Below are 26176 nucleotides of genomic sequence, written 5' to 3'. Positions count from 1 at the left end.
CTTGTATAGTGATACAAGACCCGAAATCCAGACGTCCCTGACAGGTCAATAGCAAGAAGCTTTTGACGCAAAAATGGGCGTACAAAGGATAACCCGATTGTTGAAAAATAACAAAGTCATCCTCAACCTTTGTTACTTTGCATCAAATTTTGTCGAGGTTTTGCCGTTAGTACGTTCAAAAAGCGCTCGGAGGTAGTATGAGCATGAACATTTTTGGAACTAAGTTACAGCAAGGCCGCCATTATATGACGCTTTGGCCGCGCCGTCCCGAGCTCAATTCGATGTTTCCTGAAAATCGGGTGATCAAGGCAACCGAGTTCGCCCTCAAGGTGATCCCCGCGCTGGCGGTGCTGAGCGTGATGCTGCAGTTCCAGTTTGGCGAGCTGCACTACTGGCCCTCCGTCATCACCTCGGTGCTGTTTTTGCTCAGCTTGCCGCTGCAGGGCTACTACTGGCTCGGCCAGCGTGCCGACACCCGTTTGCCCCCGTCGCTTGCGAGCTGGTATCGGGAGATCAACGGCAAGATGAACGAGCAGGGTGGCCGTCGTCAGCTGGTGTCACAACCGCGCTATGAAGAGCTGGCCGATACCCTCAAGGCCGCCTTCCAGCAGCTCGATAAATCCTTTCTCTACGAATAACCCGTTTCAGATGCAAAAAGGCGCCAGTGGCGCCTTTTTTGTTGCGGTCGGTGTGCGGATCACGCTGCCAGTACCTTGCGGATTTCCTGGATGGAGAGCTTGTACTGACGTGGACACTGACGCCACACCTGCAGCATCCGCTGATACTTGTCGCGCATGGCGATGTCGCTGGAGAGCTCGTCGCACGGGCACTTGAGCTCGGGAAAGCGCTTGTCCACCTCCAGCAGGAAACAGACGTAGTCGGCCAGCTCACGCTCCTGGCTGCGGCTGTAGCCGTTGAACTCCAGCCGACTGGCGTTGATCTCGCCCTGATCGGCGGCATCCAGATTACCCCATGAGATGGCCAGTGCGTGGTGCAGCTCCAGGGTGTCGATCACCTCCTGGCAGGTCGCCAGATCCAGATGGCCGAAGCTCTTCTCCAGCTCAAGGATCTGCAGGCAGTAGCCGCGCTCGATGATGGTGCTGGCGCGCTGGTAGAAGTCCGCTTTCTCCGGGTTGAGTTTCGCCAGAATTTCGTACTGGTTGCTCAGGATCAAACGCTCAGTGTTGCTCATGTTCATGGGATATCTCGCTGGAAGATGAATCTGGGGCCACGTTAACCCATATATAAAATGAATTTTTTGATCTGGGCGGGGGAGTTGGTGAGAAAAATCCGCTGGCAAGGGGTGGCTGAGCAGACGAAAAAGGCCTGCATGGCAGGCCTTTCAATGACGCAGGGGAGGGTTACCCCTTGAGGAAATCCAGTACCACCTGATGGTGATCGCTGGTTTTGAACTTGTCGAAGTGGTGGGCAATCTTGCCCTCTTCGTCGATCAGGAAGCTCTGGCGGTGAATGCCGTCATACTCCTTGCCCATGAACTTCTTCGGGCCCCAGACGCCAAAAGCATCGGCGACGGCGTGGTCTTCATCAGCCAGCAGGGTGAAGTTGAGCTGGTCCCGCTCTTCGAACTTTTTCAGCCGTTTGGCCGGGTCCGGGCTGATGCCAAGCACCACCACATTGAGGGCGGCCAGCTCGGCGTTCACATCGCGCAGGCTGCAGGCCTGGGTGGTGCAGCCGGGGGTCATCGCCTTGGGGTAGAAATAGACCAGCACCTTCTTGCCGCGCAGGCCAGCGAGGCTGACCTGATTGCCATTCTGGTCGGGCAGGGAGAAATCGGGGGCGGGGCTGCCAGCTTGTAGTGGTTGCATGGGGTCTCCTCGGGTAAAACGCCCTCAGGCGTGTTTGCGATTGACGATAAACTCGAACGATTCGGCACCCAGTTGACGACAGAATTCGGCGAAGGCGGTTTGCGAACCTTCCACTTCACCCTCTCTGGCCAGATTGAGCTGAAAACTGATCTTCAGCAGGTTGAACGGCTGCTGCTCCAGGGTCATGGATTGCATCGCCTGAATGTTCCAGCCATGTTCGCTGAAGAACTGGGTGCACTGGCTTACGATGCCGGGCTCGTCGCGGATCAACAGATCGGCACTGGCGCGGACGTCATACTGCAGGGACTGGTGGCGTTCGGTGCGTTTCATCATGGTGATGAGATCCCACTCCTGGCTACGCAGGGGCAGGCTGATTTCGAGTTGCATCATGCTGTTCCAGTCGCCCGAGAGCAGCATGATAAAGGTAAATTCATTGCCGAAGATGCCAAGGCGGCTGTCTACAATGTTGCAACCACAGCCACTGACGTGGCGGGTCACTTCATTGACGATGCCAGGCCTGTCCGTGCCGATGGCCGTTACGACCAGGTAGTGAGTCATAAATCTTCTCTCGTCCGTTATTTCGTTGCGAAAGCCGCGCTGGCAAGCCAACCCTCCGGCCCTGATGGCCACTCCCTGAGGGACGTTGCCGACTTTCGTCCATTACTTTTTGTTCCGGATGGTATCACGGCTTGCCCCCTCTCTCCCTTGTTTTTCAAAGGGGTCAGCTTTACCATTACGCCCCTGAAAATCGGGAGAAAAGTCCATGTTACGCGGTAGTATTGTTGCGCTCGTTACCCCCATGCTGGCTTCAGGTGAAGTCGATTGGGCCAGTCTGGCCAAACTGGTCGACTATCATGTCAGCGCCGGGACCAGCGCCATTGTTGCGGTGGGTACCACGGGGGAATCGGTGACCCTGAGCGAGCAGGAGCATATCGCCGTCGTTGAAAAGAGCGTTGAGTATGCCGCCGGACGCATTCCCGTCATCGCCGGTTGCGGCTCCAACAATACCGCTCACGCCATCGAACTGAGCAAACGCTTGGCCAAAACCGGCGTGGTGGCGGGCCTCTCGGTGACTCCTTACTACAACAAGCCCACTCAGGAAGGTCTCTATCGCCACTATTGTGCGATCGCCGAGGCTAGTGGTCTGCCCCAAATTCTTTATAATGTGCCCGGTCGCACCTGTTGCGATCTCAAACCGGAGACCGTGGCCCGTCTGGCCAAGGTTCCCGGCATTATCGGTTTGAAAGAGGCAACTGGCGATTTGAGCCGCACCCCGCTGCTGCGCGAGCTGTGCGGGCCGGAGTTTGCTCTCTACAGTGGCGATGATGCCACTGGTTGTGATTTTATGCTGCAAGGTGGCGATGGCGTGATTTCGGTCACCACCAATATTGCAGCGGCCCAGATGGCCGACATGTGTCGTGCTGCGCTGGCCGGTGATGCCGGGCAGGCGCATGACATCAACAATCTCTTGATGCCGTTGCACAAGACTCTGTTCTGCGAACCGAGCCCCACCCCGGTGAAATGGGCCTGTGCCCAACTGGGGTTGATTGCAACAGCCACCTTGCGCCTGCCGCTGGTTGACCTCACCCCCGAGGGCGAACAGCTGATGGCGCGAGCACTGACCACAGCGGAGTTGATGGCGAGTGTTTAAATCTAATGGAAAGGGAAATAGAGCCCGTCTGGTGCTGAGCGTTGCGACTGTGGCCGTATTGGCCGGTTGCAGCACCCCCCAGGATCGCAAAATGGCCAACCGCGACTTCGGTTATGAAGATGCCCGCCTCGAGGGCCGCGCGTTCTTGATCCCCGCAGGATTGAGTGCCCCCACCTTCAACAGCCAGTACGACATCCCGCCGCTTCCCGAGAGCAGCCGTGAAGGTGCCCTCGGCGCCCAGGTCGATGTGCGCCCGCCAGCCCAGCTGCTGACCGTGGTACCGGGCAGCCAGGTGGTGCAGAGCGCAACCGAACCGACCGTTGCCTTCTATGCCCTGAGCACCAGCCAGAGCGTGGAGCGCGATACCTGGTCGTTCCTGATGAACTTCCTGGCCAAATACAAGGTCACCACCGAGAAGCTGGATCAGCAGGATGGCGTATTGCAGACCGGCTGGTTTGACAACACGGTCGCCCTCGATGGCTGGGGTGAAGATGACGAAGACTTCAAAATCCGTCAGCGTTACCAGTTCACCGTACGCAACGACGCCCAGCGCCACGCCGTCAACATGTCGGTCCGGGTGCTGGATCACGAAGAGACCATCGACGGCGAGACCAGCAACAAGCTGACCCCTGCCGATGCCCAGCGCTATGCCGCGCGAGTGCTGAACCAGTTCTCTCTCTATTACGACAGCCAGCTGAAAGCCCGCGAGCAGCACAAGTCCAACGATGGCATGGGTCTGCAACTGGGTCTGGACAACAACGAGCTGAGCGCCTGGATTGCCGAAGGCTCCTTTGATCAGGTGTGGCGTCGCCTCAACCAGGTACTGCCCGCTTACGGTTTCACCATCAAGGATACCCAGCAGTCTCTGGGCTGGATCGACGTCGAGTACGAAGAGCCGGGTGCCGAGTTCTGGAAGGCGAAAGGGAGCGAGCCGTTCAAACTGGAGGAGGAGAAATACCGCTTCCAGCTTGGCGAAATGGCGGGAGGCAAGACCTCCATCACCCTGTTCGACAAGGACAAGAAGCCGGTATCGTCCGGGGTTATCTCCCAGATGTATATCAGCCTGTCCGAAGCGTTCGCCAAGGGGCTGGCCGATCAGGCAGCAGCAAAAGCAGAATAAATACAGGGGCCTTGTGCCCCTGTTTTGTTATCGGAATCCCCCTGAAAACGCGGGGATTCCGAGTGGTTTTCGATGATGCGAGCCCCCTTGCCAGCCCGTTGCAAACAGAGCGCGCAGGTGAGGAACTCGCGATGTTTACCCCCCACAAACAGGAAGTGTTATTAGCCATGAGTCTTGCAGATCAAGTATTGGCGGTGAATGACGATTTGCCGATCCGTACCGATAAACCTGTCCATTCCGGCAAAGTGCGCAGCGTCTACTGGTTGACCCCCGAAGACAGTGCCCGGCTCATAAAAGAGAAAGGCTATGATGTGCCGGCCGATGCGCCCCTCGCCCTCATGGTGATCAGCGATCGCATCTCGGCTTTCGATTGCATCTGGCAAGGTGTGGATGGCCTGAACGGCGTACCGGGCAAAGGGGCGGCGCTCAACGCCATCTCCAGCCACTGGTTCAAGCTGTTCAAGGAGAAGGGACTGGCTGACAGCCACATTCTGGATATTCCGCACCCCTTCGTCTGGATCGTGCAAAAAGCCCGTCCGGTGATGATCGAGGCGATTGCCCGCCAGTACATCACCGGCTCCATGTGGCGTGCCTACAAGGATGGCGAGCGCGAGTTCTGCGGCATCACCCTGCCGGAAGGGCTCAAAAAGGATCAGAAACTGCCGGAGATCCTCATCACCCCGTCTACCAAGGGCGTGCTGAAAGGGCTGGATGGCGTGCCGGAAGCCGATGACGTCAACGTCTCCCGTGCCGATATCGAGCGCCACTATAAAGGCTTCAACTTCAGCAAACCGGCCGACATCGACCGCTACGAAGTGCTGCTCAAAGAGGGCTTCAACGTCATCAGCGACGCGCTGGCCGGGCTGGATCAGATCTTCGTCGATACCAAGTTCGAGTTTGGTTATGTCCACGATGCGGCGGGCAATGAAAAGCTCATCTACATGGATGAAGTGGGCACCCCCGACAGCTCCCGTATCTGGGATGGCGCGGCCCTGCGCGACGGCCAGATCGTCGAGAAGTCCAAAGAGGGTTTCCGTCAGTGGCTGCTCAACCACTTCCCGGATCCGGACATCCTGCTCAACAAGAACCGCATGCCGGAACGTTTTGCCCTGGCCCGCGACAACAAGCTGCCGACCGAAGTGATGATGGATATCTCCAACACCTATGTTGGGATCGCCGAGAAGATCATCGGCCACAAGCTGGCGCGTTCTGCCAATCCCAAGCAGGAGATCATCGAGGTGCTGCGCGATCAGTACGGTCTGATCGACTAAGGGGTGCTCTCTTTTTTTGTCGCCAACAAACAAACGTTTGCTGGTGGCGATGGAGAGAGGCAGAGAAACAGACGGGCCCCTCAGCGGGGCCCGTTTTTATTGCTGGTCTGGCGGCAAGCGAGCGGCGATCAGCCGTTGACCCTGAACACCTGACCTGTCTGAATGCCCAACACCGACTTCTTGTAAGCCTGCGCCACTTTGGCGGCGGGCACCGGCACGAAGCCCGGGAAGAAGTCGGCGTATTTGTCCATCGACTCCTCCAGCACGGTGGGGCTCACCACGTTGATGCGAAGGCCTCTCGGCAGCTCGCTGGCGGCCGCTTTCACAAAGTGCTCGATGGCGCCGTTGACGGTGCTGGCACTCACGCCCCAGTTGATCGGCTCCTCGCTCAGAATGCCGCTGATCAGAGTGATGGAGCCCTTGTCTGTCAGATTGGGGATGGCGGCGCGGGTCAGGTTGATCTGGCCCATCAGCTTGCTCTCCAGTCCCACCTGCCACTGCTCGTCGGTCATCTCGGTCAGGCCGTTGAAGGCCACACTGCCGCTGGCGACAACCAGTGCATCAAACTGGCCCACTTGGGCAAACAGCGCCTTGATGGAGGCGGGATCGCGCATGTCGACCGTGGCATCGCCACGGCTGTGGCCGACCCGGATCACCTGATGATCTTTGGCAAGCAGTTCACTGACCGCGGAGCCGACGGTGCCGGAGGCACCCACAATCACAATTTTCATCTGCATCACTCCTGGTTGGGATGTATCGATTCTAGCGCAACAGAAAATGCGAAAAAGCGCGTATAATAAACCCATTGTTTCCATATTGGAGCTAATGATGGATATCGCCCATCTGGCCAGCTTTTACGAAGTGGTGCTGCGCGGCAGTTTCTCGGCTGCTGCCGATACGCTGGGGGTCAGCAAGGGGATGCTGAGCCGCCATGTCAGCGCGCTGGAGACCTCCCTCAATGCACAACTGTTGCAGCGCACCACCCGCCGCCTCAGTCTGACCGAGGCGGGCAAGACCCTCTATCAGCAGGCGGGGGAGATCTTCGCGCTGGCTCGGCAGGCGGAGCAGGATATTCAGGCGCTGACCGAAGAGGATTGCGGACGACTGCGCTTTACCTGCCCGGTCAGCACCGGCGATCGGATGGTGAGCGAGCTGCTGACCAGCTTTGCCGCGCTCTGCCCGGGAGTGGAGGTGGAGCTCAACTTCACCAACCAGATGGTCGACATGAGCCAGGGAGAGAACGACATCGCCCTGCGCGCCATGAGCGAAGTGCCGGATAATCTGGTGGCCCTGCCACTGGGGCGGCTCAAGGATGTGGTGGTGGCGAGCCCCGCACTGGTGGCGCGAGAGGGGCGTCCCGCCACTCCCTATGAGCTGAGCGGGCGCAGCTGCCTGTTGCAGGGGCACAATCCGGCCTGGGAGCAGTGGCACTTTATCCGTGAAGGGGAAGAGGCTCACATTCTGGTGCAGGGCAAGGTGCGGGCCAACCATTACAGTACCGTGTTGCAATTGGCGCGTGCCGGTATGGGCTATGCCAAGTGCCCGCTGATGCTGGTGGAATCGCTGCTGACGGCAGGGGAGCTGGTGACCGTGCTAGATGAGTGGCAGAGCGGGCTGCATCAGCTTCATGTGCTGCATGCCCAGCAGCGGCGGGTGCCACGCAAGATCCGGCTGTTCAAGCAGGTGCTTGCCCAGTGGTTTGCCGAGCGACCCCACTACCTGCTATGAGCGGCGTTATTTTTCTGTCATCTTCGGCTGCTACCCTGCGCCCATCATCGGCATCAGGAAGATCAGCGGGAATGAAGAGTAATAGAGGGTTGACCGGTTTTGTGCTGCTCTGTGCAGTCTTGGGGGCAGGCAGTGTACAGGCCATGGTGGACGTGAAGGTGCCGGAGAATTTCCGCATCCTCGCGGTGAGCAACGGCACCTTGCAGGATGAGCAGCATGCCACCCTGGCGGATGGCGAGCAGCAACTGCTGGTGCGCTTCGAGGGGGTGATCCCCAGTCGCAGCAGCAGCGAGAATGATCGGCAGGTACGCTCCGAGCCGCAGGTGGTGCGCTATCAGGGCAGCAATCAGCATTTGCAGCTGACGGCCAGCGTACCGGGAGACGAGCGGGGGATGCAGGCGTATGCCAAGGCTCCTGTGGTAGCGCTGCAGGAGAATGGCCGCGCGCTTGCTATCCAGCAGGATGCGCTGGTGACCAGCGGCATGCTGCTAGGGGTGGATTGGAACGGCAAACTGGCTGAATACAACCGCAGCGGCGGCAAGGCGGCGCTGACGGCTGGCGCCGTTGCTACGCAGCCAACGGCCACGGCCGCAGGTGGTGCTCAACCCGTTGTGGCAGCCAGCGAGCTGGAAGGGCAGTTGCAGCAGCTGTTCCTCCAGGCCGATCCGGCTCTGCGCAAGCGCTTTATCGGTTGGGCCGTCCCACAGCTTTAAGTTTTATGCCCGTTGCAGTAACGTGGACACTCCTTTTTCAGGCGCTCTGTTCATCGTACTCAACGAGGTTTTCATGTTTGAATTGCATTCACGCCTGCAGGCAGATACCCGGTGGCTCGGGGATCTGCCCCTCTGCCGGGTCTTGCTGGCCAAAGACAGCCAGTATCCCTGGCTTATCCTGGTACCGCGAGTAGCCAACCTGCGGGAAATTCACCATCTGGCTCCGGAGCAGCAACAACAGCTGATGCAGGAGTCCTGCGCTGTCGCCAACCTGATGGAACAGGCCCTCAGCCCGGACAAGATCAACATCGGAGCGTTGGGCAATCTGGTGCCGCAACTCCATCTTCACCATGTAGCCCGCTTTGCGACGGATCGCGCCTGGCCAGGCCCCATCTGGGGCGCTCATCCGGTCGTGCCTTATGAGCCACAAGTTTTGGCACAGCAGGCCGATATATGGCGTGCCCGGCTCGCCAAGCTGAGCGGTTTCACCCCTGTGGCTGCTGATAACGGAGTCAACTGAGAGGCGTGTCGCTATTTCAGTCTCCGGGCCGCGCCATCTGTTAGAGTTATGGTATTGATAAGCCCATTTTCGATGTTCAGGAAGGTCCCATGATAGTGACAAGATCCGATGACGATGCCGTATTGACCACAGAGGATGTGCTGCTCAGCCTGTGCAACTCGGTGACGGACGTTTTGAGTGCCGCGACCATGAGTCAGGTGCGGTTTTCCGGCATGGTGCAGCGGATCAGCAAGACCTGCCTAAAACCGGATATCGGCTGCTTCGTGCTGTTCGATGGCGGTTTTTCCGGTCTGGTGGTGATCAACTTCTCCGCCGCCGCCGCCATGGAGCTGTACGAGAGCTACATGCTGAGCATGGGGCTCTCCAAGGAGGATCTCGCCATCTCCCACACCTCTGATGAGGTGAGCAACGTGATGGGCGAGCTGATGAACCAGATCGTCGGCAGCTTCACCGTCAAGGTGGGTCGGGATCTGCAGACCCACATCACCCAGAACCAGCCGAAGATGCTGGCCCTCAACAAGCAGGTGATGCTGAGCGTCGATACCAATCTCGACAGCCCGGAGTCCCGCCGCGTCACCTTCTTCACCGCCCGCAACAACATCTTCTATCTGGAGCTGGCGATGGACAAAACCGAGTTCATCCGCATCCACAATGAGGGAATGGAGCATGAAGAGCTGGATCCCGATGCGCTGATCGCCCAAGCCAAGCAGGATGCCGCCAAGCCGGCTCAGGCTGCGGCTCCGGTCGCCAACGATCACGACGATCTGCTCGACTCTCTGGGTATTTGAGGCAAATGCCGGATAGCAACAAGGCCACCTTCGGGTGGCCTTGTTGTATCGGTGCGCACAACCGTTATTAGAAGTTGTAGAGCAGGCCGGTGTTGAACATCACGGATTCAGAATCGTAGAAGTTGATGTCGGAATCGGACTTGGCATAGCCAGCGGTAAAGGTTGCGGAGAGCGGCGCGATACCGAACAGGCGGTGCCAGAAGAAGGTACCGGTCAGGGCAAACTCGTCGGAGTCGGCGTTTTGGCCAAAGATCGGGTTGGCCTCATCATATTTGGTCTGGCCCAGATAGGCGTTGCTGACGAAAGACCACTGGGAAGCGCGCATGCCGTAGGTCAACTGCAGGCCGTTGCTCTTGTAGCTTTGGGCGCTGCCATCCAGATCCGCTTGGCGGTAGATAAAGGCTGGCTCCAGCATCTGACCGGGGGCCAGTTGCCATTTGTAGGAGAGGTCGAGGGCGTGGATCTTGCCGTTGCGATCCAGCTTGGTCGCATAGTTTGTCTGGTTATCCTTATCGTATTGCTGGCCGCTGCGCTCCTCATCCACCTCGATGTTGCGGGTGGTCAGGCTGCCATTGAAGTTGCTACCCCAGATGCTGTCCCAGGCGAAGCGAACCCCTTTTGACTTGATATCGGTCGACTGGCGGTCGACACCCACCGCGAAGGGATCGCTCCACTGCTCGGTCGGCATGGCATTAAAGACCACGGAGCCAGCTACGATGCCCTTGTCGCTCATCTCCTGACGGATACCGAGCTGCTGGGTGAAGTCGAAACGTATGGCATCCTGGATCAGGTTACCGAGGAAGACCTGGGTGCGGGTATCGGCAAAGGTGTAGCGGATATCGGCGTTGAGCAGCGGGGCAACGGCGGAGCTGCTCTCGGCACTGCCCAGTCCGCTCAGGCGGCGGTTTTCATCATCACCGCTATAAAAATTTGATTCGTAATTGATGACACTGACCCCGCCGAGCAGGAAACCGGACCAGCCAGACTCCTTGGGAATTTCACCCAAATCAGCATAAGCACTATTTGCGACCAGCAGGCCCAGGCCCAGCAAGGTGGTATTGCGCATCGGATAACTCCTAAATTAAATGGTGGTGAATTTTTTCGGCCGGTGAGTATAAAGAAAAAACCTTAATGGCAACTGACTCAATATTGTCAATTATCCTAACCCACTCATTTCATTCGGCGAATCGTTAATTAATTGTGCGAGATTAAGAAGAGTTCACTCGGTTGTGCTGGTATTCTGTACCGCGAATATCGGGGGAAAACAATAAGATGAAACAGATTAAATCCTGGGCGCAATATTATGTCGATCTGATGACCAAGCTGGGACTGGTGCGCTTCAGCATGTTCCTGGCGGCGGGCATTATCGTGCTGGCGGTCGCCATCCAGATGGGGGTGACCCTGTTCCTGCGCGGCAATATCGATGTGATCGACTTCGTTCGCTCGGTGTTTTTTGGCCTGCTGGTGACCCCCTGGGCGGTCTATTTTCTCTCCATCGTGGTGGATCAGCTGGAGGATTCCCGTCAGCGACTGAGCCGGATGGTGCGCAAGCTGCAAGATATGCGCGAGCGGGATCTGGAGCTCAATACCCAGCTGCAGGAGAACATCAGCCGCCTCAACGCCCAGATTGCCGAGACCAACCGGGCCGAGAGTCTGCGTCTGCAGGCCATCGAGGATCTCGAGAATGAGGTGTTCCAGCGAGAGAAAGCCCAGCTTCATCTGGGGGAGCGTACTGCCCTGTTGCGCTCCTTTATCGACTGCTCCCCCGATCTGGTCTACTACCGCAACGAGGATGAGCAGTTTTCCGGTTGCAACCGCGCCATGGAGGAGCTGACCGGCAAGGTGGAGGCCGAGCTGATCGGTCTGACCCCGTTCGATGTCTACAAGCAGGAGATCGCCAACAAGGTGGTGGAGACCGACAAGCAGGTTTTTGCCAGCAACGAGCCGCTCACCTACGAGCAGTGGCTGGAGTATCCCGATGGCCGTAAAGCCTACTTCGAGCTGCGCAAGGTGCCCTTCTTCGACCGCTTCGGCAAGCGACTCGGCCTGCTCGGCTTTGGCCGCGACATCACCGAGCGCAAGCAGTATCAGGACAAGCTGGAGAAGGCGAGCCGCGACAAGACGACCTTTATCTCCACCATCAGCCACGAGTTGCGCACCCCGCTCAACGGCATCGTGGGCTTAAGCCGGATGCTGATGGATACCCCCCTCGATCCCAAGCAGCATCAGCAGCTCAAGACCATTCACCTGAGTGCGGTGACCCTTGGCAATATCTTCAACGACATCATCGACTTGGACAAACTGGATCGCCGTCGCCTCGAAATTGCGCCGACCCGTATCGACTTGCCTGCCTTCCTCGACGAGCTGGAGACCCTGTCGCGCATTCAGGCGGAGCAGAAGGGGCTCTATCTCCATTTCGATCGCGATGGCGACATGCCGCAATTCGTGATGGCTGACGGTACCCGCCTGCGCCAGGTGCTGTGGAATCTGGTGGGCAATGCGGTCAAGTTTACCGATGAGGGGGGTGTCACCGTGCGTTGTCTCTCCCATCCCGCCGACGAGCCGGGCAAGCTGGCCCTGCACTTCGAGGTGGAGGATACCGGTATCGGTATCCCGCGCGCCCAGCAGGAGAAGATCTTCGCCATGTACTATCAGGTGCAGGGCAAGAAGCACGCCACCGGCACCGGCATTGGCCTCGCGGTCTCCCGTCAGCTGGTGCAGGCGATGGGCGGGCAGCTCTATGTGGATAGCGATCCGGGCGAAGGTTCCTGCTTCACCGCCGAGCTGGAAGTGGCTTGCGCCGAGCCTGTGTTGCCAGAGCAGGAGGAGGAGATGCCCTCCCTCGATATCCTGCTGGTGGAGGATGTGGAGCTTAACGTGACAGTAGCCTGCGCCCTGCTGGGCAAGCTGGGTCATCAGGTGCAGGTGGCACGAGATGGTACCCAGGCGTTGGCGATGGCCAACCCGGATGATTTCGACCTCATTTTGCTCGATATCCAGCTGCCGGACATGACCGGCTTTGATGTGGCGAAAACCCTGCTGGAGCGTTATGGCGACAGCCTGCCACCCATGGTGGCGCTCACCGCCAACTCCACCGGCGATCGCCAGTACTACCGGGATCACGGCATGCAGGATGTCATTAACAAGCCGCTTGGCTCCAAAGCAGTGCGGGAGGTGATTGGTCACCTGTTTGCCGATCTGGCCGAGGATGAAGCGGACGAGCAGGCTGATGCGGGCAATCAGGATGCCCTGCTGGATATCCCCTTCCTCACCGATTACGCCGATACCGTGGGCAAGCCTGTGCTGCTCTCCAGCGTCGATCTGTTCGAGAAAATGATGCCGGACTACATGGCGGTGCTCGACTCCAACATGATTGCCAAGGATCAAGCTGGGGTGGTGGAAGAGGCACACAAGATAAAAGGGGCGGCAGGCTCCATTGGCCTGCGCCGTTTGCAGCAGACGGCTCAGCTGATCCAGAGCCCGGATCACCCCGCCTGGTGGGAGAACGTAGAGGACTGGATTGAGACGCTGCGCCGCGAATATCCGGGCGATATCGCCCGTCTGCGGCGCTGGTTGCTGTCTTGAGGCTGGAGGTTGTCTTGAGTCTGATGGAAGTTGCTGGCAAGGAGCTGCGAGATGTATAGCCGTTTGATTACCCCCGCGCGCATCCACCCCTGGGGGGACGAGGATCTGCTGGAGGCGACCGAGCAGGATCGCGCCCGTATCGTGCAGGCCGCGCCGGTACGCCGGTTGCAGCAGAAGACCCAGGTCTTTCCGCTCGATGTGAAGGCCTCGGTGCGCAGCCGTCTCACTCACTCGCTTGAAGTACAGGAGACCGGTCGCCAGATCAGCCGTCGTATTCTGGCCGCCTTGCCAGTCGGGTTGGTCTGCGAAGGGGCTTTTATCAATCTGGTGGAGATGTCCTGCCTGCTTCATGACGTGGGCAACCCGCCGTTTGGCCACTTTGGCGAGCAGGTGATGAGCCAGTGGCTCGGCGAGATGCTCGATCTCCTCTATCAGCAGGCGCTGGCGCAGCCACCTTCGGCCCAGTGGGCTGAATTGCGTCAGGATCTGCAATTGTTTGATGGCAACGCCCAGAGCTTGCGGCTGGTGCACAGCCTGCACGAGCTCAACCTGACGCTTGGACAATTGGCGGCACTCTGCAAATACCCGCAGCAGCCGCAACCCGGGGTGAGCTATGGCCAGCATCATGGCTGGAGCAGCAAGCGGGGCATCTTCTTTAGCGAACAGCCGCTCTACCGTGCCCTCGGTCAGAGCCTGGGATTGGCCCCCGGCTGCCGTCATCCGCTGGTCTACATCATGGAGGCGGCCGATGACATCTCCTATTGCATCGCCGATCTGGAGGATGCGGTAGATCGGCGGATCCTGACTCAGGGTGAACTGCTGGCGGCGCTGCGAGCTGCTGACCAGAGTGACTACATGGGCACCTTGCTGGATGAGGCGCTTGCCAGTGGTCGGGGCTTTTTCCCCCATTTTCGCCAGCAACTGACCCGGGATCTGGTGGCGTTGGCGGCGCAGAGCTATGTCAGCGAACATCAGGCCATTTTGCAGGGATCCTATCCGCAAGCGCTGCTGCACGGTCAGGCTCCGGCGGCGCGGGTGCTCGATATCCTCAAACGGGTGGCCCGCGAGCTGGTCTTTATGCGCCCCGAGGTGGAAGCGCTTGAGCTGGAGGGGTATGCGGCGCTGCGCGGGGTGCTGACCAGTTATGCCTGCCTGTTGTCGCTGCCAGCGCCACAGTTTGCCCGTCTGCTGGCCGGGGAGGGGAGTCAGGCGCTGTTCTTTGCGCGCAGCCTCTATCACCGTCTCTCGGCCCGCCATCTCAAGGCCTATCGATTGGCGATCGCCACCCCGGATCCGCGTTTTGCCTGCCAGAACGAGCAGGAGTGGTATTACCGGGTGCGGCTGCTGCTCGATTATGTCAGCGGCATGACGGATACCTACGTGCTGGAGGAGTACCGGCTACTCTCGGGGATCTGATGTCCCAAGCTCCCCTTCGGGCAGCATAAAATGCCGTAAAAACGTTTAAAAAGGAGTCGAAAGAGGCTTGTTTTAAATTCGGATATTTTTTAGACTTCTGCAACCTGTTCAACTATTACCCGGTAAGGAGACGAAAATGCAACATCTGATGCTCAATATTGCATTCTCTCGCGGCACTGCGTGCGGCGTGAAATCTCGTGCTCTTTTACCGCGTGGCGTAAACAGGTAACCCCTGTCTTTTTATCACCCGCGGTTCGTCCCGCAGGGTGATATCCACTTTCTCCGGGAGAACCGCATGTTCAACTGGAGAATGTCATGTCTATCGAACTGGTTTTACTGCGCAGTGTTGAATCCCTGGTCCAGAGAAGGATTGCCCGGGTCGAGCGTCGTCTCGTGCAGGTCAATCTGTCACCCGCCCTGCTCAGGGATATCGGGCTGGAAGGATATCAGGGTCAAATCGCCCTCGTTCGCGAGCGGGAGTATCAAACCGGCTTCCGCCTCGGGAATCGAATAACCTGATCGCGAGGGGGAGAATAAGATCCCCCTCGCTAGTGAAATGGCAGGCTGTATGCCTGCCATTTTTCCATCTTATGGTTGATTCCAGGTTCACATGTTGGTGACTCAGTATTATCCTCTCCGCCCTCTTTGTAACAGTTGCGATTGTTTTCTCGCCTTGCGTCGTCAGGATCTGCAAGATTAGAGGTGGCAGCCCTATCTGTTTTACTCATCAGGACAAGACCTTATGCCACTCCTTCGTCAGCTTTTTCTTCCCATTTTGCTGTTGTTTTCAGGCATGTTGGCTGTTGCGGCTCCCCAGCCGCAAGATGAGAGCACAAGTAACGAGATTTCTGCACAAAAGGAACTGCTGGTTGGGGTTCCCCGTGGCGGCTATCTCCCTTTCATCTATCAACTCCCCAACCTGCGCTATGCCGGTCCGCTCAAGGAGCTGGCCTCGCGTATTGCAGCCGAAATGGGCGTGTCATTGCGTTATATCCCCTATAACTCCTACGTGGATGCCCAGATTGCTCTCCAAGGCGGCCAGATCGATGCATTAATCGGGGTCGAACGTAATGCTCTTGAATTGAAGGGGATAAACCCTATTGGCAGTATCGGTTCTTATGCTCGCTCCATTTTAATGCATACCCCAGATCAGCGATTGACCCTGGAGCAGGCGCGCAAGTTACGCTGGGTCTGTATTCGTGGTTTTGGCAGTTGTAATGAATTGGCTCGTTTGGGGATCTCTGATGTAACTGAGCTGGAGAGCCGCACTGAGGCGACCTATATGGTCAAGCTTGGCGCTGTCGATGCATATCTTGATTTGGAACCAATTGTTACCCTCAAGATGGAGAGAATGCCTGCATCAATGGGGGTTGTCGCTCCTGGGTGGCTTTCTGGCAGCACGCTGACGATGGCGACCAGCTCCCGCCAGCCAGAACTGAGCGAGAAGCTTTGGCATGCATATCAACAGATACCCGTTGCAGACTCACGATTACGGTTGCATCAGAAAGATGAACGCGCCAACGCTGGTCTGTTGCTGGAACCAGATGAGGCTAGTTGGCTGAAGCAGAGAAACAAGGTCATCAAGTTCGCCGTTGCCCCCGGATTTGCCGGCATCAGTGAAATCGATGACGAAGGTGAATTGCATGGCTATACAGCAGACCTGATGAAGTTGTTGAGTCTGCGCTCCGGGATCCGCTTTGAGCTGGTGTCGACAAATACCTGGCAGGAGTCACTTAAACTGCTGAAAGAGCATAAAGTGGACCTTATTCCCTTGATGACACCGCTCAAGGATCGTCAGTCCTTTGCCTCTTTTACCTCCTCCTATCTGAAGTTCGACAGCTATGTTGTAGCCAGACACGGTGCTCGCCCGCTGAAGTCGTTGGTCGAGCTGAAAGGGCGTCTGATTGGTGGTGTGACGGGCTCTTACGAAGCCTCTCTCATTCACGCGCTGGGCGCCAATATTATCGAAGTGGGCAAGGATGCCGATTTACTGACCTTGCTTGACACTGGGCGAGCTGAATATGTGCTGTTGACCATGACCAATCTGGGACAGCAGGCAATGAAGGGTTTCAATGAGAAGTATCAGGTGGTGCTGAGTTCTCCCGAATTTTCCGTACCTATCAGTATGGCTGTCGACAATGCTCAGCCCGAGTTGCTCCGCATCATGGACAAGTTGCTGCTGACCATCACGGATGAGGAGTGGCAACTGCTGGAACGACGCTGGCTCAATGTGTCGGTCAATATCGAGTCTGATTACACCCTGATTTACAAATGGTTGGCCATAGGGGGGGGCGCCTTGCTCGTCAGCGGTTTGCTGGTGATGTTCTGGGCTCGCAGTTTGCGTCGCCAGATTGCACAGCGGAGAATCGCAGAGGACAAGCTGAACGAACAGTTGCTTTTTGTGCAGACCTTGCTCAACTCACTGCCAACCATGGTGGCGCTACGTGATAGCGAGCAGCGGATCACCTTGTGCAATCAGGCCTACCGCGATGCTTTCCTCGGTGCTGGCAGTAGCAGTGAGGAGCTGCAAAACATGCCAGAGACACTCAGAAACAGTGTGTTGGAAGAAGAGCGTTTGGTGTGGCAGACAGGACAGGATCTGGAGGGGGCAGGGAGCAACCTGCGAGCAGATGGTACGCCCTGCCATGTTATCTATGCCAAACGCCCTTATCGCGATCCCGATGGCAATATGCTGGGGGTGTTGACGGTACTGACTGATGTCAGCCGGATCAAAGAGGCGGAGGAGCGCGCCCGTCAGGCTGAAAATCGCCTTACCCAGATTACCGACAGCATGCCTGGGGTGGTCTATCAGTATTTGTGGCAAGGACCCGGCAAGGGGCGGTTTTTGTATGCTTCTCAGGGGGCTAGCGAGATCCTCGGGGCTTCCCGGCAGGAGCTGTTCAATGCCGAATCGGGTGGTGAGGTGTTCGGCTTTACCGAAGAGGCGTTGCAGGATTTTGTCAGCAAGGTGGCCAATCATGCCGAGACTCTGGCTCCCCTCGACCTAGAGGTCAAGGTGGAGCGACCTGATGGAGATCGCTATCTGCAAGTGCGTGGCAACTTTGTCAGACAGGAGCAGCAGGCACTGATCCTTAACGGGGTGATTCAGGACATCACTGCCCTCAAGCAACAGGAATATGAGCTGCGCGAAGCTCGCGCCTATGCCGAGCAGGCGATGCAGGCTCGCAGCCGCTTTTTGGCAACCATGAGCCATGAGCTGCGCACTCCCATTTCAGGCATGCATGGCATGCTCGAATTGCTGCAAATGAGCGAGCTCAACGACGACCAGCGTTTTATGGTGCGCAATGTGGTCACCTCGACCAATAACCTGCTCTATCTGGTCAATGACATCCTCGATTTTTCCAAGATAGAAGCGGGTCAGTTGCAGTTGAATTACCAGAGCAGCCGGTTGCAAACGGTGATCTGCGATGCCATTCGTGGCCACGCGGCACTGGCTCATAACAAGGGGCTCAATGTGGTGCTGGAGTGGGAGCATCATGTGCCGGATTGGGCCGACATCGATGGGGTGCGTATCGGTCAGGTCATCTCCAACCTGCTCAATAATGCGGTGAAGTTTACCGAACAAGGGGGGATTACTATCCAGGTCAGCTACCTGAGCGAGCAACTGACCATCAGTGTCAGTGACACCGGTATCGGGATCGCCGAAGAGAAGCAGGCGCTGCTGTTCACGCCTTTTGAGCAGGTGGAGTCAGATATCAACCGTCGTTTTGGTGGCACCGGACTGGGGTTGGCAATCTGTGAGCAGCTGGTGTGCAAAATGGGGGGGGCACTGACACTGACCAGCAAGGCAGGAGAGGGCTCCTGCTTCCGCTTTACCGTACCGCTTACCAATCCGCAGTGGGATCCCCCTGCTCTGGCTGACACAGAATGGTGGTTTTTCAGCGATGACACCAACCTCGAAGCGGCCATGGTACGGCAGGGGGCCAAGCTAAGGTTCTTGGGGGCCAGTGAGCTCAGTCGCTCACTGGAAGGGTTGCTGTTGGCCGATCAACGGTGGCTTGAGCAAGCGCTGGGGGGGGAATGGCAAAGCTGGCTGCAACACTCTGCGCTGAAGGGGATCATAGCGTCACCCGATGAGGCGTTACGGGGTCGGATTGGTGAACAGAAATGGTGGCGCCTGGGTCTCTCTCCTCTCTATCCGGATCTTCTGCTGGAGAGCTGCCACGAATTGCTACAGGAGCGGGTTACACCAATCCTCCCTGCGCTTGCAGAGAAGCTGGGTGGCAAAGTATTGGTGGCCGATGATCATCCGGTCAATCGTGCCTTGCTGGCACGGCAGTTGGCCATTCTTGGTATCGAGGCTCAGGTTGTGGAAGATGGCGAGAAGGCTCTGCGGGCCTGGCAGGGACAGCAATTCTCCCTGCTGTTGACTGATTGCCATATGCCGGTGATGGATGGTTATGCCCTGACCAAGGCGCTGCGGGCTGCGGGAGTGACGGCCCCCATCATAGGGGTAACGGCAGATACGTCGGAAGAGGCGAGTGAGCGTATGGTAGAGGCTGGCATGAGTGACATGTTACTGAAGCCCTACCCGCTGGATATCTTGCGCCAGATGCTGGCCCATTGGCTGGCAGAGAAGACGCCAACCAGAAGCGCGGTTGCGCCCGTTGTTGGGGCTACAGGCATTCAGGCTGAGCGCTGGTTGGCGTTGTTTGGTGACGAGCTGACCGCGCGAGCCATGGCGGTGGAGTATCTCGATTCCAACCGGCAGGATGGCGAGGCCATGATGGCCGCGCTGATTTGTCATGATGCCAGCGCTTTGGTAGAGACCGCCCACCGGATCAAGGGGGCTGCCCGAATGGTCGGGTTGGAGGAGCTTGCCAGCCAGGCTGCCATGCTGGAATCGGCAGCGCGATTGAAGCGGCTCGACGAGCTCGACGATCTGGTCAGCACAGTGCAGAGGTTGATGACGGCGATTGCCCACGACATTGGATTATGGCTCGATGAAAAAAGCACAACATGAGTTGGTCATCATGGTCGTGGAAGACCATGGATTTCAGCGCAAGGCGCTGCTGCACCAGATCCGCAGCCTGGGTTACCAGAATCTGCTGGAAGCGGTTGATGGTGTCGAGGCATTGGCGCTTAGCCAGCAACACAACGTCGATATCCTGTTTTGTGATCTGCGAATGCCCGGAATGGATGGCATGGCGCTGTTGCGCCGCCTGTCGCTGGGTGGTTTTCAGGGCGGCATTATCCTCTCCAGCGCGCTTGAGGGGGATGTGGTCGAAGCTGTATTGCGTATGAGTACCGCTTATGGCTTGCAGGTGCTGGGTCGCATAGAGAAACCCTCAACGCCGCAGCAGCTCCAGCGGCTTATCCAGGCTTGGTCACCCCGGCAGGAACTCGTCAGGGAGGAAGAGGGGCACAGAATAGGACTCGATGAGTTGCGTCGGGCGATCGAACAAGATCAACTGCTGCCCTGGTATCAGCCCAAGGTGAGTTTTGCATCCGGCGAGTGGGTCGGGATGGAGGCGTTGGCTCGCTGGCAACACCCCGAGTTTGGCCTGATCCAGCCCGGGCGTTTTATTTCACTGGCGGAGAACAACGGGCTTATCGATCCGTTGACCGAGGTGATCATCAGCAAATCTCTGAGTGATGGCCATTTATGGGAGGAAACCGGGTTGTCACTCAATCTGTCGATGAACCTCTCCACCACCTCACTCATTGAAGGGGATCTTTGCAACTTATTGATTGATCAGTGCAAGCGCTGGAGTATCAATCCGGAGCTTATCACTCTGGAGGTGACCGAGAGCGCATTCGTGCAGGATCTGGGCAAGTCTCTGGAGGTGCTGACCCGGCTGCGTATGCACGGTTTTGGCCTCTCCATCGATGATTTTGGTACCGGCTACTCCTCGATGCAGCAGCTGGCACTGTTGCCGTTCACCGAACTCAAGCTGGATCGCTCTTTCGTCGATCGCTGCCATGCCGATCCGTCACGTTTGGCTATCATCGAGTCCAGTATCGAGTTGGCCCGCAAGCTGGGGCTGAAGTCGGTGGCGGAAGGGGTAGAGGATGAGGCTACCTGGCGAGTGCTGGCCCAACTCGGTTGCGACCTCTGTCAGGGATTTTTCTCTGCCCGCCCGATGCCACGCAGTGAATTGGCTAATTGGCACCGGACTTGGCAAGATAGATTGCCTACACTGATATCTATCTGATTCTGTTGGCTGGATCCCTCCGTTTGAACAAGGATGTTCATGAAAATCTCAAGCAAGTTGCTGCTCAGCTTCGGTTTTATCAACCTGCTGATCCTGCTCTCCTCCACGCTGGTCTATTACCGGCTGACCCAGATCAATCAGGCCCAACACACCCTGCTGGAGCAGGCGCTGCCCGCTTTGCAGCGGGATGAGGCGAGCCAGAAGGCGCTGGTTGCCACCGTTTCTGCCCTGCGTGGCTATCTGATCCTCGGCAAGGATCCGGCTCAGGCTTCCCGCCTCAAGCAGGAGTGGGAGTCGGCCTGGCAGGCCATTGCCCATCAGGCCTTCAGTCCGGCGCTCGCCAAGTCTCTCGAGACCTTCAAAAGCCATCAGGAGAAGGTGTGGACCATAGCCCAGAGTGAAGAGAATCTGCCCGCTCACACCCTGATGCTGCAGGAGGCGGGGCCGCTGGCGGAGGCTGCGCTCGATCAGCTGCAATCCTTTGCCAATGAAGAAGTTGGCACTCCGCAGGATCAACTCTCCGGCGATCGCCGCATGCTGCTCAAACAGGTGGGGGATGCCTACAACAGCCTCGCCAACGCCCTCTCTGCCCTGCGGGATTTTCTTATCTCAGGCGACCCCGAATACCGCAGCAAATATCAGGATTACTACCAGTTTCACCAGCAGCGGGTGGCAGAGGTGAAACAACAAGCCGCTCTCTTTACCGACACCCAGCAGAGCCTCTGGCAGCTGTTTGAAGAGATGGCGACCCCCTTCTCCGAGCTGGTGGGGCAGGTGATCGAGAAACGCCAGGCGCCGGATTGGGATCAGGCCAACTACCTGATGGCCACCGACATCGAGCCGATGCAGTCCAGCCTCAGCGAGCAGCTGGTCCAGCAGGTGGGGAAAACCCGCGCCGAGGTGGATCAGATTTCGGCGCAGATGACCGGAGCTGGGAGGGCCATCAACCAGACACTGCTGTTGGCTACCGGCAGCGCCATCGTGCTTGGTATGGTGGTCGCATGGCTCTTTAGTCGCCGTCTGACCCGTGACATTGCCTGTCTGGTGACCCGGGCGGGGCAGGTTGCGGATGGGCGGTTGGCGGCCGAGCCCTTGCCAATCACAGGGCAGGATGAATTGGGAGAGTTGACCGGTTCCATCAACCGGATGTCTGCCCAGTTACATCATCTGGTCGGGGAGTTGCAGGGCGCAGTGGGGCAGGTCGAGGTGGCCTGTCTCGATGTGGGCAGCACTACCAGAGCCATAGTTGCGGATCTGACGGAGCAGGATCAGCGGGTCGATGCGGTGGCGGCGGCTATCGATCAGATGTCGGTGAGTGCTCGTGATGTGGCTGGCAACATTGCCGGTGTGGCGGATGGAGCCCATCAGGTGCGGCAGCAGACCCGTCAGGGAGAGGCCGCGCTGGCGCGAATGAGCGATACCATGCAGCAGATTGCCGCCATGATTGGACAGGCCAACGAAGCCATGGGGCTGCTGGAGCATCAGAGTGAACAAGTGGGGCAGATCACCGAGGTGATCGCCACCATTGCGGAGCAGACCAATCTGCTGGCACTCAATGCGGCGATAGAAGCGGCGCGGGCAGGCGAGCAGGGGCGTGGTTTTGCGGTGGTAGCCGATGAGGTTCGCCAGCTGGCGACCCGCACCCATCAATCAACCGCCGAGATCAGCCAGACTATTGCGGCCATCTCCCAGCAGACTCGCCAGACGGTGAGCACCGTCAGCAGCGGCACCCGGTTGGTAGAGCAAGGCCGGGATGCAGTCGGATTGGTGACCGATACCCTGAGTGCCATGAACCAGCTGGTGCAGTCGCTGTCGGGCCAGCTGGAGGCCATTTCGGTGGCAACCGAGCAGCAGTCGCGGGTGGCCGCCGAGGTATCCGGGACTGTCGACGACATTGCCGCGCTCAGTCGGCAATCTTGTCAGCGTAGTCAGCAGGGGGAGGAGATCGTAGCCAGACTGGCTGGTGATACCGGCAAGCTGAAGGCGGTCATCACCCGCTTTGATCTTGATACGTGAGATGGCGGGATCATCCCGCCATTGCTACTGTCATGCACCGATCCGTCTGGCCCGTGGGTTTAATCCAGACGTCTGAAGGTGTGGTTGTCGAAGCTGCTGGTGGTCTCCCGGTTGAGCAGGCTGACCAGCAAAATCGCCCGTTTCTCTCCATCCGGCTCCATATAGATGGCTTCGAAGCCGGCAAGCGGCCCCTCTTCAATCAGCACCTTGTCGCCCGAGCAGGGCAGGTTAGCGTAGCTGGCTCTCGCCTCGTCGCTATCATCGCGGCTCATCAGCTGATAGACCAGCTTGCTGCTGATGGGGGTCCATTCACTGCCAAAGTGGATGATCCGGCTGATGCCGCGGGTCGATTTCAGGGTGACCGGTGTCACCTCTTCCAAATCAACGAAGATAAACAGATAGTTGGGGAACATGGGTTCCCGTACCGGAACTCGCTTGCCCCGGCGCAGCTTCTCGATCTCCACCATGGGGTAATAGGATTCGATACCCTGGGCATCGAGGTGGGCGCGGGCGCGGGCCTCTTCTTTTGGCTTGCAGTAGGCCAGATACCATTTTTTCATGTTATGAGTATGTTCGTGTTGCCGTGCTCGCGGATATGATAGCGGCGCCAATAAAAAAGGCCACGCATTGCGTGGCCTTTTTTGCCGAGTGAGCAATTACCAACCTTTTACCAGGCCGCCTTTGAACAGCTCGAGACCTTTCTTGTAGACATCATCGGTCTGGAAAGCTTGTACGAACTGTTTGACCTTCTCGTCATCCTTGTTGTTGTCGCGGGCGACGATCAGGTTGACGTAGGGGGACTCTTTGTCCTCAACAAACAGGCCGTTCTCGGTCGGGGTCAGACCAATCTGACCGGCGAAGGTGTTGTTGATGATAGCGAGATCCACATCTTCCAGCGAACGGGGCAGCTGTGCTGCTTCCAGTTCCACAATCTTGAAGTTGCGCGGGTTGCTGGCGATATCCAACACGGTCGCTTCCAGACCGGCGCCATCCTTCAGGGTGATCAGACCCTGTTTGGCCAGCAGGATCAGCGAGCGACCCAGGTTGGTCGGATCGTTCGGTACCGCGATCTGGGCGCCATCTTGCAGCTCGCTCAGCGCCTTGATCTTCTTGGAGTAACCGGCGATCGGGTAGACGAAGGTGTTGCCAACCGGAACCAGCTTGAAGCCGCGATCACGCACCTGTGCATCCAGATAGGGTTTGTGCTGGAAGGCGTTGATGTCGATGCTGCCATCGTTCAGCGCCACGTTCGGGGTGACGTAGTCGGAGAAGTTGACCACCTCGACTGTCAGACCGTATTTCTCTTTGGCTACCTTGGCAGCCACTTCAACCAGTTCGGTCTCCGGGCCGGCAATAGCGCCCACTTTCAGAACCTTGCTCTCTTCTTTTTGACCGCAACCGGCCAGAACCAGACCAGCCAGCAGGGCAGCCGCAACGGATTTGATGCCAAATTTCATAAAACCTCCTGTCAGAAATCGACGATTAACGATGATCACATTTGTTGACCAGGCGCTCACCCGCGCTCTGGATAAGTTGAACCAGTACTACCAGGATAACCACGGTCACCAGCATGACGGTCGGGTCAAAGCGCTGATAACCATAACGAATACCCACATCCCCCAGACCACCGCCACCGATGGCCCCAGCCATGGCCGAGTAGTTCACCAGAGTGACGAGGGTAATGGTGACACTGTTGAGGATGCCGGGCAGGGCCTCGGGCAGCAGCACCTTGGTGATAATTTGCAACGGCTTGGCGCCCATCGCCTTGGCCGCTTCCAGCAGGCCGTCCGGCACTTCCATCAGGGCCCCTTCCACCAGACGGGCAATGAAAGGGATGCAACCGACGGTCAGCGGCACGATGGCAGCGATGGTGCCGATACTGGTGCCGACAATCAGCCGGGTCAGCGGAATGATGGCGACCAGCAGGATGATAAAGGGCACCGAGCGACCCACGTTGACCACCATACCCAGAGTACGGTTGAGCAAGGGGTTGGCCAGGATCTGGCCAGCCTTGGTCACATGCAGTGCCACGCCGAGCGGCAGACCCAGCAGGCAGCCGAACATAGCGGAGGCAAACACCATGATCAGGGTGTCGCCCAGGGCCGTGATGAGCAGATTAATCATGGCTTCGGACATAACCCATTACCTCCAGCTGAATGTGGTTGTCGATAAGGAACTGCTGGGTCGCCTCACACTGGGCTTCATCCCCGAACAGCTCGGCCAGCAGGAAACCGAATTTGACGCCACCGGCGTATTCGATGTCTGCGCTCAGAATGCTGATGTCGATGTTGAAACGGCGGCTCGCCTCGGAGATCAGCGGCGTATCGACAGTGCTGCCAGTAAAGCCGAGCTTCACCAGCGGGTAGCTGCCCGGCACCCGCTCGCTGCTCATCCGATCCTGATACTCCTGCGGTACCTCCAGATGGATGGTGGAGTGGATGAAGTCACGCGCCAGCTGGGTTTTGGCGTTGCTGAAGAACCAGGCCACTTCGCCCTGTTCGATCAGACGGCCGTCGCTGATGATGGCCACTTCGTCACAAATCCCTTTCACCACGTCCATCTCGTGGGTGATGAGCAGGATGGTGAGCCCCAGCTTGACGTTGATCTCCTTGAGCAGGGTCAGGATCGAGCGGGTGGTCTGCGGGTCGAGGGCCGAGGTGGCCTCGTCACAGAGCAGTACCTTGGGGGCGGGTGCCAGTGCGCGGGCAATGGCGACGCGCTGTTTCTGACCGCCGGAAAGCTCGGACGGATAGGCCTGGGCACGGGCTTCCAGCCCGACCAGCGCCAGCAGTTCGGCAACCCGTTGCTGGATCTTCTCTTTGCTCCAGCCTGCCAGCTCCAGCGGAAAGGCGATGTTGGCAAACACGGTGCGGGAGGCAAGCAGGTTGAAGTGCTGGAAAATCATCCCGATCTGGCGGCGAGCCTGGGTCAGATCCCGTTCGCTCAGGGCGACCAGATCCTGGCCATCAACGATGACTTGACCCTCTGTCGGGCGCTCCAGCAGGTTGACACAACGAATGAGGGTACTCTTGCCGGCACCTGAGGCACCGATCACCCCGAAAATTTTGCCTTGGGGTACATGCAGACTCACATCACGCAGGGCGTGCACGGCGTCACTGCCTGTACCGTAGACTTTGTTGAGACCGATCAACTTAATCATGGATTCTTCCGTGCTAACAGCCTTAAAGCACAGGGCGCTACAGGCGGGGAAATTGGGCAGAGGTTCCACTGGGTTACTCTGTCATCATGGAGGATGATGCTAAGATGTCTGGATGGCCATGTCAACGCATGTTTTTACGTCTAGACGTCTAAAAAAGTGATAAGGATTTCTGTCAGGCGGATAACGATCAGGATGGTATTGTTGCT

The 26176-nt window shown here is 58.0% G+C and carries 23 protein-coding genes; 14 read left to right on the top strand and 9 right to left on the bottom strand.

What is annotated here, in order from left to right; all coding sequences use genetic code 11:
* Positions 1 to 197: 197 nt before the first annotated feature.
* Positions 198 to 638 carry a terminus macrodomain insulation protein YfbV gene (yfbV, locus tag ACTG2U_RS09190; RefSeq protein WP_005339116.1) on the top strand — a complete coding sequence of 147 codons (441 nt, stop codon included), beginning with the start codon at positions 198 to 200 and terminating at the stop codon, positions 636 to 638.
* Between the two features lie 59 nt (positions 639 to 697).
* On the opposite strand, the gene ACTG2U_RS09185 is transcribed toward yfbV, so the two are convergent.
* The 3 genes from ACTG2U_RS09185 to ACTG2U_RS09175 form a co-directional block, all read right to left on the bottom strand.
* On the bottom strand, positions 698 to 1198 hold the full coding sequence (locus ACTG2U_RS09185) for a YfbU family protein (protein ID WP_043851808.1): 501 nt from the start codon (positions 1196 to 1198) through the stop codon (positions 698 to 700).
* A gap of 163 nt (positions 1199 to 1361) precedes the next feature.
* Complete coding sequence (gene bcp, locus ACTG2U_RS09180) at positions 1362 to 1826, bottom strand: thioredoxin-dependent thiol peroxidase (RefSeq protein ID WP_005358255.1); 465 nt, start codon at positions 1824 to 1826, stop codon at positions 1362 to 1364.
* Positions 1827 to 1850: 24 nt separating this feature from the next.
* On the bottom strand, positions 1851 to 2384 hold the full coding sequence (locus ACTG2U_RS09175) for a glycine cleavage system protein R (protein WP_005349229.1): 534 nt from the start codon (positions 2382 to 2384) through the stop codon (positions 1851 to 1853).
* Between the two features lie 205 nt (positions 2385 to 2589).
* On the opposite strand from ACTG2U_RS09175, the gene dapA reads away from it, so the two are divergent.
* The 3 genes from dapA (at position 2590) to ACTG2U_RS09160 (ending at position 5868) form a co-directional block, all read left to right on the top strand.
* Positions 2590 to 3477 carry a 4-hydroxy-tetrahydrodipicolinate synthase gene (gene dapA, locus ACTG2U_RS09170; RefSeq protein ID WP_064337272.1) on the top strand — a complete coding sequence of 296 codons (888 nt, stop codon included), beginning with the start codon at positions 2590 to 2592 and terminating at the stop codon, positions 3475 to 3477.
* Positions 3470 to 4597, top strand: a complete 1128-nt coding sequence (gene bamC / locus ACTG2U_RS09165) for an outer membrane protein assembly factor BamC (protein WP_005349235.1) — start codon at positions 3470 to 3472, stop codon at positions 4595 to 4597. The genes dapA and bamC overlap by 8 nt, the downstream gene beginning before the upstream one ends.
* Positions 4598 to 4764: 167 nt before the next feature.
* The gene (locus tag ACTG2U_RS09160) at positions 4765 to 5868 is read left to right on the top strand and encodes a phosphoribosylaminoimidazolesuccinocarboxamide synthase (RefSeq protein WP_040065098.1); all 1104 of its coding nucleotides are present in this window, start codon (positions 4765 to 4767) and stop codon (positions 5866 to 5868) included.
* A 128-nt stretch (positions 5869 to 5996) separates the two neighbouring features.
* Here ACTG2U_RS09160 and ACTG2U_RS09155 read toward each other — a convergent pair whose 3' ends face one another.
* Positions 5997 to 6599: a short chain dehydrogenase gene (locus tag ACTG2U_RS09155; RefSeq protein ID WP_439974387.1), complete on the bottom strand. Its 603-nt coding sequence runs from the start codon at positions 6597 to 6599 to the stop codon at positions 5997 to 5999.
* Between the two features lie 97 nt (positions 6600 to 6696).
* Here ACTG2U_RS09155 and ACTG2U_RS09150 point away from each other — a divergent pair, with 97 nt between their 5' ends.
* The 4 genes from ACTG2U_RS09150 to ACTG2U_RS09135 all read left to right on the top strand — a co-directional run bounded on the left by ACTG2U_RS09150 (position 6697) and on the right by ACTG2U_RS09135 (position 9617).
* A complete protein-coding gene (locus ACTG2U_RS09150) occupies positions 6697 to 7596 on the top strand; it encodes a LysR family transcriptional regulator (protein ID WP_124930299.1) in 900 nt (299 codons plus the stop codon).
* Positions 7597 to 7667: 71 nt separating this feature from the next.
* Positions 7668 to 8309 carry a DUF2057 domain-containing protein gene (locus tag ACTG2U_RS09145; RefSeq protein WP_167573814.1) on the top strand — a complete coding sequence of 214 codons (642 nt, stop codon included), beginning with the start codon at positions 7668 to 7670 and terminating at the stop codon, positions 8307 to 8309.
* Positions 8310 to 8382: 73 nt separating this feature from the next.
* A complete protein-coding gene (locus tag ACTG2U_RS09140) occupies positions 8383 to 8829 on the top strand; it encodes an HIT domain-containing protein (RefSeq protein ID WP_042080551.1) in 447 nt (148 codons plus the stop codon).
* Positions 8830 to 8918: 89 nt separating this feature from the next.
* Positions 8919 to 9617, top strand: a complete 699-nt coding sequence (locus tag ACTG2U_RS09135) for a DUF3334 family protein (protein WP_005339098.1) — start codon at positions 8919 to 8921, stop codon at positions 9615 to 9617.
* A 67-nt stretch (positions 9618 to 9684) separates the two neighbouring features.
* On the opposite strand, the gene ACTG2U_RS09130 is transcribed toward ACTG2U_RS09135, so the two are convergent.
* A complete protein-coding gene (locus ACTG2U_RS09130; RefSeq protein WP_058057228.1) occupies positions 9685 to 10683 on the bottom strand; it encodes a DUF2860 family protein in 999 nt (332 codons plus the stop codon).
* 206 nt (positions 10684 to 10889) lie between these two features.
* Here ACTG2U_RS09130 and arcB point away from each other — a divergent pair, with 206 nt between their 5' ends.
* From arcB to ACTG2U_RS09100, 6 genes are all read left to right on the top strand, one after another.
* A complete protein-coding gene (gene arcB / locus ACTG2U_RS09125) occupies positions 10890 to 13202 on the top strand; it encodes an aerobic respiration two-component sensor histidine kinase ArcB (protein WP_005339096.1) in 2313 nt (770 codons plus the stop codon).
* Between the two features lie 51 nt (positions 13203 to 13253).
* Positions 13254 to 14618 (top strand): dGTPase, encoded by a 1365-nt coding sequence (gene dgt / locus ACTG2U_RS09120; protein ID WP_439974386.1) that lies wholly within the window; start codon positions 13254 to 13256, stop codon positions 14616 to 14618.
* A 315-nt stretch (positions 14619 to 14933) separates the two neighbouring features.
* A complete protein-coding gene (locus ACTG2U_RS09115) occupies positions 14934 to 15137 on the top strand; it encodes a hypothetical protein (RefSeq protein ID WP_005349248.1) in 204 nt (67 codons plus the stop codon).
* Between the two features lie 223 nt (positions 15138 to 15360).
* Entirely contained in the window at positions 15361 to 19602 is a 4242-nt protein-coding gene (locus ACTG2U_RS09110; protein WP_439974385.1) for an ATP-binding protein, read from the top strand.
* Entirely contained in the window at positions 19583 to 20794 is a 1212-nt protein-coding gene (locus ACTG2U_RS09105; RefSeq protein WP_439974384.1) for an EAL domain-containing response regulator, read from the top strand. Before ACTG2U_RS09110 ends, ACTG2U_RS09105 begins: the two co-directional genes overlap by 20 nt.
* A 39-nt stretch (positions 20795 to 20833) precedes the next feature.
* Positions 20834 to 22810 carry a HAMP domain-containing methyl-accepting chemotaxis protein gene (locus tag ACTG2U_RS09100; RefSeq protein ID WP_439974383.1) on the top strand — a complete coding sequence of 659 codons (1977 nt, stop codon included), beginning with the start codon at positions 20834 to 20836 and terminating at the stop codon, positions 22808 to 22810.
* A 59-nt stretch (positions 22811 to 22869) separates the two neighbouring features.
* Here ACTG2U_RS09100 and rfaH read toward each other — a convergent pair whose 3' ends face one another.
* The 4 genes from rfaH to metN form a co-directional block, all read right to left on the bottom strand.
* Complete coding sequence (rfaH, locus tag ACTG2U_RS09095) at positions 22870 to 23370, bottom strand: transcription/translation regulatory transformer protein RfaH (protein ID WP_058057235.1); 501 nt, start codon at positions 23368 to 23370, stop codon at positions 22870 to 22872.
* A gap of 96 nt (positions 23371 to 23466) precedes the next feature.
* Complete coding sequence (gene metQ / locus ACTG2U_RS09090) at positions 23467 to 24267, bottom strand: methionine ABC transporter substrate-binding lipoprotein MetQ (RefSeq protein ID WP_421317313.1); 801 nt, start codon at positions 24265 to 24267, stop codon at positions 23467 to 23469.
* A gap of 25 nt (positions 24268 to 24292) precedes the next feature.
* Positions 24293 to 24946 (bottom strand): methionine ABC transporter permease, encoded by a 654-nt coding sequence (locus tag ACTG2U_RS09085; protein ID WP_439974382.1) that lies wholly within the window; start codon positions 24944 to 24946, stop codon positions 24293 to 24295.
* Positions 24927 to 25970: a methionine ABC transporter ATP-binding protein MetN gene (metN, locus tag ACTG2U_RS09080; protein WP_005339067.1), complete on the bottom strand. Its 1044-nt coding sequence runs from the start codon at positions 25968 to 25970 to the stop codon at positions 24927 to 24929. Before metN ends, ACTG2U_RS09085 begins: the two co-directional genes overlap by 20 nt.
* Positions 25971 to 26176 lie beyond the last annotated feature (206 nt).

Origin of the sequence: Aeromonas sp. 95A, from assembly GCF_051919235.1 — a bacterium.
GTDB classification, from domain to species: domain Bacteria; phylum Pseudomonadota; class Gammaproteobacteria; order Enterobacterales; family Aeromonadaceae; genus Aeromonas; species Aeromonas veronii.
The sequence above is the reverse complement of the archived record's forward strand: the minus strand, read 5'-3'. Positions and strand labels throughout refer to the sequence as shown.

What these genes read in the sequence shown, in the direction of transcription:
- ACTG2U_RS09100 (WP_439974383.1), top strand. Translation starts at nt 20,834, where the DNA reads ATGAAAATCTCAAGCAAGTTGCTGCTCAGCTTCGGTTTTATCAACCTG.
- dgt (WP_439974386.1), top strand. Translation starts at nt 13,254, where the DNA reads ATGTATAGCCGTTTGATTACCCCCGCGCGCATCCACCCCTGGGGGGAC.
- ACTG2U_RS09110 (WP_439974385.1), top strand. Translation starts at nt 15,361, where the DNA reads ATGCCACTCCTTCGTCAGCTTTTTCTTCCCATTTTGCTGTTGTTTTCA.
- ACTG2U_RS09115 (WP_005349248.1), top strand. Translation starts at nt 14,934, where the DNA reads ATGTCTATCGAACTGGTTTTACTGCGCAGTGTTGAATCCCTGGTCCAG.
- bcp (WP_005358255.1), bottom strand. Translation starts at nt 1,826, where the DNA reads ATGCAACCACTACAAGCTGGCAGCCCCGCCCCCGATTTCTCCCTGCCC.
- ACTG2U_RS09130 (WP_058057228.1), bottom strand. Translation starts at nt 10,683, where the DNA reads ATGCGCAATACCACCTTGCTGGGCCTGGGCCTGCTGGTCGCAAATAGT.
- metQ (WP_421317313.1), bottom strand. Translation starts at nt 24,267, where the DNA reads ATGAAATTTGGCATCAAATCCGTTGCGGCTGCCCTGCTGGCTGGTCTG.
- arcB (WP_005339096.1), top strand. Translation starts at nt 10,890, where the DNA reads ATGAAACAGATTAAATCCTGGGCGCAATATTATGTCGATCTGATGACC.
- ACTG2U_RS09175 (WP_005349229.1), bottom strand. Translation starts at nt 2,384, where the DNA reads ATGACTCACTACCTGGTCGTAACGGCCATCGGCACGGACAGGCCTGGC.
- ACTG2U_RS09135 (WP_005339098.1), top strand. Translation starts at nt 8,919, where the DNA reads ATGATAGTGACAAGATCCGATGACGATGCCGTATTGACCACAGAGGAT.
- dapA (WP_064337272.1), top strand. Translation starts at nt 2,590, where the DNA reads ATGTTACGCGGTAGTATTGTTGCGCTCGTTACCCCCATGCTGGCTTCA.
- ACTG2U_RS09085 (WP_439974382.1), bottom strand. Translation starts at nt 24,946, where the DNA reads ATGTCCGAAGCCATGATTAATCTGCTCATCACGGCCCTGGGCGACACC.
- ACTG2U_RS09185 (WP_043851808.1), bottom strand. Translation starts at nt 1,198, where the DNA reads ATGAACATGAGCAACACTGAGCGTTTGATCCTGAGCAACCAGTACGAA.
- yfbV (WP_005339116.1), top strand. Translation starts at nt 198, where the DNA reads ATGAGCATGAACATTTTTGGAACTAAGTTACAGCAAGGCCGCCATTAT.
- ACTG2U_RS09160 (WP_040065098.1), top strand. Translation starts at nt 4,765, where the DNA reads ATGAGTCTTGCAGATCAAGTATTGGCGGTGAATGACGATTTGCCGATC.
- rfaH (WP_058057235.1), bottom strand. Translation starts at nt 23,370, where the DNA reads ATGAAAAAATGGTATCTGGCCTACTGCAAGCCAAAAGAAGAGGCCCGC.
- ACTG2U_RS09155 (WP_439974387.1), bottom strand. Translation starts at nt 6,599, where the DNA reads ATGAAAATTGTGATTGTGGGTGCCTCCGGCACCGTCGGCTCCGCGGTC.
- ACTG2U_RS09140 (WP_042080551.1), top strand. Translation starts at nt 8,383, where the DNA reads ATGTTTGAATTGCATTCACGCCTGCAGGCAGATACCCGGTGGCTCGGG.
- ACTG2U_RS09150 (WP_124930299.1), top strand. Translation starts at nt 6,697, where the DNA reads ATGGATATCGCCCATCTGGCCAGCTTTTACGAAGTGGTGCTGCGCGGC.
- ACTG2U_RS09145 (WP_167573814.1), top strand. Translation starts at nt 7,668, where the DNA reads ATGAAGAGTAATAGAGGGTTGACCGGTTTTGTGCTGCTCTGTGCAGTC.
- metN (WP_005339067.1), bottom strand. Translation starts at nt 25,970, where the DNA reads ATGATTAAGTTGATCGGTCTCAACAAAGTCTACGGTACAGGCAGTGAC.
- ACTG2U_RS09105 (WP_439974384.1), top strand. Translation starts at nt 19,583, where the DNA reads ATGAAAAAAGCACAACATGAGTTGGTCATCATGGTCGTGGAAGACCAT.